Consider the following 10,509-nt stretch of genomic DNA (forward strand, 5'->3'; position numbering starts at 1 on the left):
GGACGGGGGCTGGAATCGGCCATGGCCCTGTTCATAACGGCTTCCGCACCGGCTGCCTTCCACCGGTAGAGTCCCTGTGGGGCTTTTGTCAGCGGGAATGTCCTGAACCCGGCCCTGGAGGAATGGTTGGATGAAGGCGAAGCAGGAACTCCCCACCGTGCCGTTCGCGTCGGAGAAGGCGTTCGAGCAGTGGCTTTTGAAGCACCACGCCGACGCACCGGGCGTCTGGTTGAAGTTCGCGAAGAAGGAGTCGGGCATCGCGTCCGTGACGTACGCCCAGGCGGTGGAGGTGGCGCTCTGCTACGGCTGGATCGACGGGCAGGCGAAACCGGTCGACGACACCTTCTGGATCCAGCGCTTCACGCCCCGCAGGGCCCGGAGCAGGTGGTCGAAGATCAACTGCGGCAAGGCCGACGCGCTCATCGCCGCGAAGCGGATGCAGCCCGCCGGCCTGCGCGAGGTGGAGGCGGCCCAGGCCGACGGGCGGTGGGAAGCGGCGTACGCGTCGCCCACGACCATCACCGTCCCGGAGGACCTGCTGAACGCGCTGGAGGCGAACCCGAAGGCGAAGGCGTTCTTCGCCACGCTCAAGGGCTCCAACCGCTACGCCATCCTGTACCGGCTCCACGACGCGAAGAAGCCGGAGACGCGCGTGCGCCGGCTGGAGAAGTTCGTCGCCATGTTGGAGGCGGGCGAGACGCTCCACGGCTAGCTACTTCGCTTCGCCCATGACCTCGATGGTGTTCTTGAGCCGCTCCAGGCCCAGGCGCACCAGGGCGCCCCGCAGGTCGGGCTGGCCCAGGAAGGCCTTGCGGAACACCTCGCGCTCCAGCTTCAGCAGCGTGCACGGCGTCACGGTGCGCACGGTGGCGGTGGCCAGCCGGCTGCGCAGCAGGGAGATCTCCCCGAAGAGGGCGCCTTCCTCCAGCAGGGGGTAGGGCGACTGGCGTCCATCGCCGTGCGTGTGGAAGACCTCGCACTTGCCTCGCAAGAGGACGTAGAGCGCGTCGCCGGGCTGGCCCCGGGTGAGCAGCGTTTCGCCCGCGGGCACGGTGCAGGGCACGAAGGCATCGCCCAGCTCGTGCTGCACCTCCTGGGGCAGGGCGGCGATGAGCGGGTTGCTGCGCAGGGTGTCCGCGAGCAGGCGCTCCTTCGCGGCCAACTGCATCTGGTCCCCCTTCACGCCGTAGTCCTTGCCCAGCTCCCGGACGCCAGCCTGGGTCAGCTCCAGCAGCACCACGTCCTCCACTGTCACCACCGTGGCGGTGCGCTTCGTGCCGGTGAGCAGCGCCAGCTCCCCGAAGAACTCGCCCGCGCCCAGACGGCCCACCTCCGTGTTCGCGGCGCCGTCGTTGCCGCGCAGCACGGCGACGCGGCCCTCCAGCACGACGAACATCGAGTTGCCGGGGTCGCCCTCGCGCACCACCACCTGGCCCGCCTGGAGGTAGCGCGTGCAGACGGGGGGCGCGGGCGCCGCCGCTTCCGGTTCCGTCGCGGACGGTGAGGCGGAAGGTGAAGCAGCGGTCGCGGGCGCCTGCCCGGCCGGAGCTTCCGGGGCGGCGGGGTGGGCGGACAGCAGGGCCTGGAGGCGCGCGAACAGGGACATGGTGCCGGGACGCTAGCCACTGGGTCCGGAGAGAACAGTGAAATGGTTCACACCCGTCCGGAGGACGGTCGAAAAGCCTCCCCGGCAGGCAGGCATCCCGGTGCAAAGCCTTGCGGAGGCCCAGTGTGCCAGACAAGGCGATGGAGCGTGCAAGGCATTGATGGAAGACTCCGGCCCGTCGCCGACATTCCTCGCGGGGAGCGAAGATGCAGTCAGAGCAACGCGTCATGCTCGCGGATGCACCCGCCCTGATTGTCGGCGGGGGACCGACACCCGCGCCGGGCCCCCGGGGCACCGTGGTGCTCCTGCATGGGCTGGGGGCGTCGAAGGAGGTCCAGCGCCCCGAGGCGTACCTCCTGGCCCGGCGGGGGTATGTCGCGGTGATCCTTGACGCGGTGGGGCATGGCGAACGGCGCCACCCGGACTTCGAACACCGCTTCGCTCCCGAACGCATGGCCGACAGCTTCGCGGAACTCGTGGCACAGGCCGCCGCGGAGCTGCCCACCGTGCTCGGGGTCCTCGCGGAGCAGGGATGGTCTCGGCCGGGGGCGGTGGGCGCCTGCGGCATCTCGATGGGGGGCGCGATGCTCTTTGGCGCCATCGAAGCTGGTGCGGTGCTGGATGCGGCGGTGAGCGTGGTGGCCCCTCCGCCACGCGCTTACGCCCACCTGGCGCGATACTTCCCGACGCCGCTGCTTCTCCAGACGGCGGGGGCGGACACCCTGGTGCCGGCGTCGGATGCGCGAGCCTTCCACCATGCGCTCACGCCGCGCTACGCCAGCGCCCCCGAGCGGCTCCGCTTCGTTGAACACGACGGCGAAGGACACATGTTCAGCGAAGCCGGTTGGGGCCGTGTCTGGGATGAGGCCCTGGGCTGGTTCGACCGCTTCCTGCCGGCGGCTGGAGCCGGAGGGCCTGACTGACTACAGTTCCGTGCCCATGGGAGACACGCTGGACGTCGTCGTGGACCTGGGGGACGTGGGAGAGACGGCCGCGGATGCCGTGCTGCTGAAGTACGCGCAGGGCTTCCACGGGGCGGACGGTGCGGTGGCGCGGCGGCTGGAGGAGGTGGGCATCACCACGGACACCCTCGCGGTGCTTCCCGGCGACCACCGCTTCATCGAGACCCGGGGCGGCCTGGGGGCTCCGTGGGTGCTCTTCCTGGGCACGGTGCGCCTGCGCCAGTTCGGCTACCACGAGATCCGCCAGTTCGCCGTCCGCGCGCTCCAGCTCCTGGAACCCCGCCCGGCCCTCCGCCACGTCGCGTGCACGGTGCACGGCCCCAACTACGGGCTCGACGAGGACGAAGCCGTGCTGGCCCTGGTGGGCGGGTTCGTGGAGGCCTTCCAGCGGGGCGTGGGGCCGCGCGACCTGGAGCGCCTCACGGTGGTGGAGATCAATCCCAAACGGATGGAGCGGATGCGCAAGGCCCTGGCGACTGGCCTGGGCGCCACCGCGGGGGTGGAGCCACTGCCCGGCGGCATGGGTTTCCGCGTCCGGCGCACGTCCCGGTTCGTCGCGGCGGCCCCCATGGCCAGCGCGGGCGCTAATTCAAACGAGAAGCCCCATGCGTTCGTGGCGATGCCCTTCGCGCCGGAGCTGGAGGACACCTACCACTACGGCATCCTGGGCCCGGTGAAGGCGGCCGGGCTGCTCTGCGAGCGTGTCGACCAGGCCACCTTCGACGGCCCCATCATCCAGCGCATCCGGGACCGCATCGACACCGCGAAGGTCGTCATCGCGGACCTGTCGCTGGCGAACCCCAACGTGTATCTGGAAGTGGGGTACGCCTGGGGGCGGGGCAAGCCCACGCTGATGCTGGTGCGGGACGTGCGGGAGCTGCGCTTCGACGTGTCCAGCTATCGCTGTCTCGTCTATCGCAACATCCGGCACCTGGAAGAGGTGCTCAGCCAGGAACTGCAGCGGCTCCTCTGACAGCCGGACGCGTGAACGCTTCGGCGGATGAAAAGCTGGCCCCCCTCGTGGCCTTGTTGCCGCGAGGTCCATCTTCAATTTTCCATCAGCGACACGTGGAGGTGGAGCCATGCGTGAAACAGACGGATATCGTGATGCATTGCTGAGGATTGCCGATGTGGCTCGGCAGGCGTTGCAGGAAGACGCGCTGCTGGAACGGCGGCAGGGGGATGGTCAGGGACGCGCGCAGTTCACGGCCGCGAGCCACACCGGCTGTACGCTGAAGGTCCTTCCCGGTCGCCTGCTGGTGAGGGCGGCGGAGGTCGCCAGGAAGATCAACCCGGTCAATGCGCCGCTGCCAGGGCTCGTGGCCGCGTTGGGTTCGGACCTTCCGCTGACCCCGATGCGGATCGCGCTCCTGACGTCGAAGTACTGGGGACCGGCCACCCGCGAGCTGACCGTCAGCTTCATGGAGTCCGCGCCGGCCGACCTTCGCGCCCGCATCGTCAGCCACCTGAACGCCTGGTCGACGAGCGGCGGCATCTCCTTCGTCGAAACGAATGGGACCGGCGACGTGAGGATCTCACGGGAGCCGGGGGGCTACTGGTCGTACCTCGGGACGGACGTGAAGCTCATCCCGACCGACGAGCCGACGATGAACCTGGAGGCGTTCTCGATGAACACCCCGGATTCCGAATACAGCCGTGTCATCCGGCACGAGGCGGGGCACACGCTCGGCTTCCCGCATGAACACATGCGGCGCGAACTGGTGGCGCGAATCGATCCCGACAAGGCCTACGCGTACTTCCTCGCGACCCAGGGCTGGGACAAGGCCACGGTCGATGAGCAGGTGCTCAGTCCGCTCGATGACCAGTCCATCTTCGCCACCCCGGCGGATCAGACTTCCATCATGTGCTACCAGCTCCCCAGTTCCATCACCCGGGACGGGCTGCCCATCCTGGGGGGCACGGACATCAACGTGACGGATTACGTGTTCGCGGGCCTCATCTACCCGAAGCTCAACTTCGAGGACATCCAGGCCGTCCGCAAGACGAAGCCCAAGCTTGGAGAGGACATCGCCGCTTCGATGCGGCAGGTGGGCGTCAAGGACTGGGGCGCGGCGCGGGACCCGCACCTGAGCATGTAGCGATTCAGCGGCGGTGGGTCTCCTGCCTGAGGGCCGGGAGGCCTACCAGCCGCGCGCCGCGACCTCCCAGGTCGCCACGGCTGTTTCGCCTCGGACGACGTGCAGTCGCGAGTGCATGGGGACCGAAACACAGACATGGTTCGGCACCACGCGCACGCGGTCACCGATGCGCGGTCGCCACGTCGTGGCGGACACGTCCAGCAGTCCGTGTTCCTCCGACAGGTTCTTCACCACGACCTCCGGCCGTTCCAGCAGGACGCCGTACCCCGGGGCCAGTCCCTCTTCTTTCGCGAGCGCCTTGGCCCCCGCGTCGATGACCACCTGCCCGGACACGGCGGTGCTCACCACGGTGGCCAGGACCGAGTAGGCGCACTCCGTCCAGTCATTGGCGCCGATGACGGTGCTGTTGCGGTCGTTCAGCGCATTGAGCCCAGGACGGATCTCCGTGAGGCCGTGCACGGCGTGGGATTGCCAGAGGGTGGGGGTGGAGCCGCCGCTCACGACCTCGGGCGGAAGGCCCGCGCCGCGCAGGGCGTCCACGAACGACGCCAGTGTCTGGGATTGGGCGTGCATCGTGGCGGGCAGCTCCGCCTGCGGGATGCGGATGTGGCCCGCGTAGAACGTCACCCCGCGAAACGCCACGCCCGGCGTGGAGGCCGCTGCGCGCGCCAGGGCCACGGCTTCGTCCGGCGTGCGCAGGCCGACCCGGCGCATGCCCAGATCCAACTCCACCAGCACGCCCACGGTGCGTCCCGCATTCCGCGCCGCGTGCGCCAGCCCGTCCAATACCTCCACGGAATCAAGCGCCACGGAGATGCGCACGTGCTGGGGAAGGGCCATCAGCCGCGCGAGCCGGCGGGCTCCCACGGGTGGGTACGCGAGCAACACGTCGTCGGACACGGAGGCCATGACCTCGGCTTCCAGGACCGTGGCCACCGTGACACCTGAAGCGCCCGCAGCCACCTGGAGCGCGCCCAGTTCCACCGTCTTGTGGGTCTTCGTGTGGGGCCTCCAGCGCAGCCCGTGCTCGCGCGCATAGGTCGCGACGCGCTGGAGGTTCCGCTCGACGCGGTCCAGGTCGACGAGGGCGGCGGGCGTGTCGAGCGAGTCGAAGGAGGGCATGCGGCCCATGCTGGCACCGGGCGCGGATGCCCTCCAGCACTCCCTTCGTGGGTGCTCGAACCGACGTGTGGCAGGCAACGTCACCCGAGGCGATTCACTTCCTGGGGTGGGCTTCCAACCCAGGATGGAAGCCGGCTCAAGGGTGCTTCTTCGTTTCGGTGAAGACCGGTTCGTTCCGCCGGATGCGTTCAAAGAGTTCGTCGTGGTCGATTTCGCCGAGATCGATGTTCCAGAGCCCGGGCACCAGGAAGGCGGAGGCCTGCGACGCCGCCTCTTCGTCGGAGCGCCCGTTCTCGAAGCGATGCTCCGCGTGGAGTTCTCCGTAGCACGCGACTTCGTGATCATTCTCATCCAGGAAGCGCGTCGTCAGGTTGCCCGCCACGATGAGACTCTCATCGTTGTAGACGCCCTGGATGACGTCCCGGACCACAAGGTCGCCCAGGACCAGGAAGTTCCCCGACGTTCGCAGCCCCTTCGCGACACAGCGGCCCAGGACCACGATGGTCGAATCCGGCCCGCAGTCGTCCAGGAATCCATCGACCTCCAGGTCGCCCAGTACGAGGAGGGGGCAGGTGACGAGCAGCGAACCGGGAGCCTTCGCGTTCCCCGTCACGACCGTGGACCTGGACAGCGACGCGTCCAGCACGGCGTCCACGGGTTCGAGGAACTCGCGCATCACCACGGCCGCCAGGCCGACATGCGAGACAGGCCCGGGACACAGCGCCTTGGCGAGTCCGGCGGGTTCAAGGGGCGCGTCCTTGGGGAACGCCCTCCCCAGGGAGGTGACCAGGGGCGCGCCCTGATGGGAGAGCGCATCCCTGCGGGCACCGTCCAGCCGGGCGAGCGTGGCCTCCGCGCGCGCAAGGAACTCGTTCTTGGAAAGGAGCATGGGCGCATCCTATCCAGCGCGAAGAAGCGCGGTGGGTCTGATCCACGCACCAGCCCATCGACTCCCGTCCAGCCCTGACCTTCGTCGGGTGGGACCTGTCTCCGTCCGAACTGCTCAGCGAGAGCTGGCGGCTCGCCAACGGTTCGCGCGCACCCTTCGATGCGGCCTATTGGCGGGACCTGGTAGCGAGCGCCGCCGCGCGGGGTGAAGACACGGCGGCAGGAGATGCCCACCGACAGGCCTGCCTGCGCAGCTCCCAGAAGGATCAGCTCCAGGCCTTGCGCCGCCTCACGGTGCCGGCCCTGTTCATTGGCGGCTCCGAGGACCCCATCTTCCCGCCAGGACATGCCGCCGCGGCAGCCGAAGTCTCCGGAGGGAAGGCCTTGCTCATCGACGGAATGGGGCACGCCCTGAATCCCGCTTACTTCAATGTCCTCACGGCGGCGATCCTCACGCACGTCCAGGCTTGAGCCCCGGTGGAGTGCGGCCGCGCTTCGTCGCGGCTTAAGCCGCCGGCTCGAACCCGATGCGCGGGCGCTGCCATGCCCAGCCGCCTGACTTCAGCGCGGCCATCGCCTGCGCATCCAACTCCCGCAGCGCCGCCAGCACCGGCGCCGGAGGGCGGGGCGCACCCGGCGCGCTCTCCACCTCGAAGCGGGCCGGAATGGTGCCGGCATCCTGGCCGCCCATCACCACGCGGACCTGACAGTTCTGCGGCGACAGCTCCGTCTCCCCGGACCACGACACGTCCTGGACGAACAGGTCCACCGCGCCCAGCACCTTCTGCCCGCGCAGCTTCGCCACCACCGCGTCCAGCGACCCCTTCGCGCGTTCGTTCCGCCGCTTCCCGATGCGGGTGAGCGTGAACCAGGCCAGGCCGCCCGCGACGATGGGCGAAAGGATGAAGAAGGGGATGAGCGGGCTCATGGGGCGCCAGGGTGCCACGAAACACGGGAAAGGAAACGCCCATCCCTCCGCTCGGGAAGGGATGGGCGCGGATGAAACCGACTACTGCGGCGCGGGAGCGGTGGGCTTCTTCGTCGCGTTGGGCTTGTACGTCATGCCCAGCTCATTGAAGACGAAGGAGTAGACGTCCACCTCCTCCTCGATGCGCGCGGCCAGCGGCGTGCCCAGGCCGTGGCCCGTCTCCGCGTCGGCGCGCAGCAGGATGGGCTTCGGGGCGCTGGTGGCCGCCTGCATCCGGGCCACCATCTTGCGCGAGTGGAACGGATCCACGCGCGGATCATTCGCCCCGGAGGTGAAGAGCACCGACGGGTACTTCGTCCCGTCCTTCACGTGGTGCACCGGCGAATAGGCATACAGCGCCTTGAACTGCTCCGGGTCCTTCACCGTGCCGTACTCCGTCACGTTGAACTGGCCGTTGGGCGTCAGCTCCGTGCGCAGCATGTCGTAGATGCCCACGCGCGCCACCACCGCGCCGTACTGCTCCGGGTGCTGCGTCACGGCCGCGCCCATCAGCAGGCCGCCGTTGCTGCCGCCCTGGATGGCCAGCTTCTTCGGCTGCGTGTACTTCTGGTCCACCAGCAGCTTCGCGCACGCGTAGAAGTCGTCGAACACGTTCTGCTTCTTCGTCAGCGAACCCGCCTGGTGCCAGGCCTCACCGAACTCCGAGCCGCCGCGCAGGTTCGCCACCGCGAACACGCCGCCCTGCTCCAGCCACAGGCCCGCCGTCGCGCTGTAGCCGGGCGTGATGGAGATGTTGAAGCCGCCGTAGCCCGTGAGCCACGCCGGGTTCTTCCCGTTCAGCTTCGTGCCCTTCTTCTTCAGGATGGTCAGCGGCACCTTGGTGCCGTCCTTCGACGTGGCCTCCGTGCGCACCACCTCCACGTCGCTCATGTCGATGGCCGCCGTGCGCGCCAGCGCCGTCTTCGTCACCTTGCCGTCCGCCGCCGAGTACCGGTACCACGCGGCCGGCGTCGTGAAGCTGGTGTTGGCGAACAGCACGTCGTCCGCGCCCTGCCGCACCGCGCCGCCCACCGACGACACCGGCAGCGTGGGCACCAGCCCCAGCGCCTTGCCCGTCAGGTCCACGATGCGCATCTGCGACGGCCCGCCCAGCTGCTCCATCAGGTACAGGCGGCTCTTCGTGGGCAGGATGGACTGCACCGTGGCCTCGCCCTCCGGGACGAGCACCGTCGCCTTGTCCAACGTCGGCGTGTTGAGCGGCAGGCGCAGCACCTTGCCGCGCGAGGCGTCCTTGCGGCTGAGCAGGTACGCCGCGCCGTCGCTGCCGAAGCGCGCCGACACCACCTTGTCCGTGAACTTCGCCACCTGCGTCCACGTGCCCTTGGGGCCGTGCAGGTACAGCTCGTACTCGCCGCCGTCCCCGTTGGCCACGCGCGCGAACGTGTACTGGCCGTCGTCGCTGGCCTCCAGCTCCGTCATCGCGATGCGCGGGAAGTCCTTGCCCAGCGCGTACGTGTCCTTCTCCGTGGGCGTGCCCAGCGCGTGGAAGTACACCTGCTGGTACACCTCGCGGTCGATGGCGGGACGCTCCTCGCCGCGCGGATAGCGCGTGTAGAAGAAGCCCGTGCCCTGCGCGTTCCACGCGAGGCTGCCGCCCGCCGTGCCGCCGTTGACGCGGGGGACGACCTCGTTGGCCAGCGCCTTCGACGTGGCCACGTCGTACACCGACACGTCACCGCTCTCCGTGCCGCTCTTGGACAGCGACACCGCCACCTTCTTGCCGTCGTTCGTGAGCTGGAACCAGTCGATGGTCGTCTTGCCGGACGGGTCCACCTGCGTGGGATCCAACAGCACGCGCTCCTTCGACGTGTCGTCCAGCGAGCCCAGGATGACGAGCGTCGGCTGCTGCTTCGGCGGCTGGAACTTCATCGCCACGATGACGCCGCCCTTCTCCTCCAGGGCCCCGTACGCGGGAGACTTCCACGACAGCAGTTCGGTGATGCGCTGGCGCAGGCCCTCGCGCCCCGGCAGCTTGTCCAGCGTCGCGCGGGTGTACGCGTTCTGGGTGTCCGTCCACTGCTGCACCTTGGGGTCGGTGGCGGACTCCATCCACTGGTAGGGATCCGCCACCGTGGTGCCGTGGTACGTGGTCTCCACGGGCTGCTTCTCCGTGGCGGCGGGCTTCGCGGGCGCCTTGCCCGCCGCTGCGGACACGAGCGGCAGGAGCAGCGCGGCGGTGGTCACTGCGGTCTTCAGCTTCACGGTTCACCTCGCATGGGTGCTGTGCCCTGGGAAGAGTGCGCCCCGCCGCTTCAATGCAGGGGCAGCTCCACCAGGGCGGTGGAGAAGACGTCGAAGGTCTCGTTGGCGTTGGGCTTCGTGCCCTCGTCCATGTTGCCGAGCATCAGCGCGAAGACGACGCGCGGGTGCTCCACGTCATTGGGGCGCTCGGCCACGCCCACGAAGCACTTCTGGCCCGTCAGCGTGCCCGTCTTCGCGCGCACGCGGCCCGCGGTGGCCTGCGTGGTGGGCCGGCCCGCCAGCGTCCCGTCCACGCCCAGCACCGGCAGGCTGTCCACCAGCGCCGCGCCATAGGGCTCCTGGAGGCTGGTGAGGATGACGCGCGCCATGCCCCGGGGCGTGGCCAGGTTGTAGCGGGACAGGCCGCTGCCATCCACCGGGCGCAGGTCCTTGGACGGCACGCCCCGGCGCAACAGCTCCGCGGCCAGCGCCGTGCGCAGCGCGGTGTAGCCCTCCTGGCCGGTGCGCTCGCGCGCGAAGCGCATGCCCAGCCGCTCCGCGTACAGGTTGAGGCTCTCCTTGTTCGTCACACGCACCAGCTCCGACAGGGGCGGGCTGGTCAGCTCCACCAGCGGCACCGGCACCGGGGGCATGGGGTTGGTG

The 10,509-nt window shown here is 69.4% G+C and carries 11 protein-coding genes; 5 read left to right on the plus strand and 6 right to left on the minus strand.

Features of this window, described 5'->3' with window-relative positions; translation table 11 throughout:
* The first annotated feature begins 130 nt into the window (after positions 1–130).
* A complete protein-coding gene (locus D7X74_RS34095; protein WP_120537181.1) occupies positions 131–712 on the plus strand; it encodes a YdeI family protein in 582 nt (193 codons plus the stop codon).
* On the opposite strand, the gene D7X74_RS34100 is transcribed toward D7X74_RS34095, so the two are convergent.
* Positions 713–1,606, minus strand: a complete 894-nt coding sequence (locus D7X74_RS34100; RefSeq protein WP_120537182.1) for a cyclic nucleotide-binding domain-containing protein — start codon at positions 1,604–1,606, stop codon at positions 713–715.
* Between the two features lie 206 nt (positions 1,607–1,812).
* Here D7X74_RS34100 and D7X74_RS34105 point away from each other — a divergent pair, with 206 nt between their 5' ends.
* The 3 genes from D7X74_RS34105 (at position 1,813) to D7X74_RS34115 (ending at position 4,667) form a co-directional block, all read left to right on the plus strand.
* Positions 1,813–2,529 (plus strand): S9 family peptidase, encoded by a 717-nt coding sequence (locus D7X74_RS34105; RefSeq protein ID WP_120537183.1) that lies wholly within the window; start codon positions 1,813–1,815, stop codon positions 2,527–2,529.
* Positions 2,530–2,545: 16 nt separating this feature from the next.
* Entirely contained in the window at positions 2,546–3,541 is a 996-nt protein-coding gene (locus D7X74_RS34110) for a hypothetical protein (protein WP_120537184.1), read from the plus strand.
* Positions 3,542–3,698: 157 nt separating this feature from the next.
* Entirely contained in the window at positions 3,699–4,667 is a 969-nt protein-coding gene (locus tag D7X74_RS34115) for a M12 family metallopeptidase (RefSeq protein ID WP_199732666.1), read from the plus strand.
* A 42-nt stretch (positions 4,668–4,709) separates the two neighbouring features.
* Here the strand turns inward: D7X74_RS34115 and D7X74_RS34120 are convergent, their stop codons facing one another.
* Positions 4,710–5,789 (minus strand): alanine racemase, encoded by a 1,080-nt coding sequence (locus tag D7X74_RS34120; protein WP_120537190.1) that lies wholly within the window; start codon positions 5,787–5,789, stop codon positions 4,710–4,712.
* Between the two features lie 136 nt (positions 5,790–5,925).
* Positions 5,926–6,678 carry a hypothetical protein gene (locus tag D7X74_RS34125; RefSeq protein ID WP_120537186.1) on the minus strand — a complete coding sequence of 251 codons (753 nt, stop codon included), beginning with the start codon at positions 6,676–6,678 and terminating at the stop codon, positions 5,926–5,928.
* A 278-nt stretch (positions 6,679–6,956) separates the two neighbouring features.
* Between D7X74_RS34125 and D7X74_RS34130 the strand changes: the two genes are divergently transcribed.
* The gene (locus D7X74_RS34130) at positions 6,957–7,148 is read left to right on the plus strand and encodes an alpha/beta fold hydrolase (RefSeq protein ID WP_120537187.1); all 192 of its coding nucleotides are present in this window, start codon (positions 6,957–6,959) and stop codon (positions 7,146–7,148) included.
* Positions 7,149–7,182: 34 nt separating this feature from the next.
* On the opposite strand, the gene D7X74_RS34135 is transcribed toward D7X74_RS34130, so the two are convergent.
* From D7X74_RS34135 to D7X74_RS34145, 3 genes are all read right to left on the minus strand, one after another.
* A complete protein-coding gene (locus tag D7X74_RS34135; protein WP_120537188.1) occupies positions 7,183–7,605 on the minus strand; it encodes a hypothetical protein in 423 nt (140 codons plus the stop codon).
* A gap of 81 nt (positions 7,606–7,686) precedes the next feature.
* Positions 7,687–9,867: a prolyl oligopeptidase family protein gene (locus tag D7X74_RS34140; protein ID WP_120537189.1), complete on the minus strand. Its 2,181-nt coding sequence runs from the start codon at positions 9,865–9,867 to the stop codon at positions 7,687–7,689.
* 50 nt (positions 9,868–9,917) lie between these two features.
* Positions 9,918–10,509, minus strand: a 592-nt coding sequence (locus tag D7X74_RS34145) for a D-alanyl-D-alanine carboxypeptidase (protein ID WP_199741960.1), incomplete at its 5' end; no start/stop codon positions are given.

The sequence above is a fragment of the Corallococcus sp. CA047B genome (assembly GCF_003612065.1).
GTDB lineage: Bacteria > Myxococcota > Myxococcia > Myxococcales > Myxococcaceae > Corallococcus > Corallococcus praedator.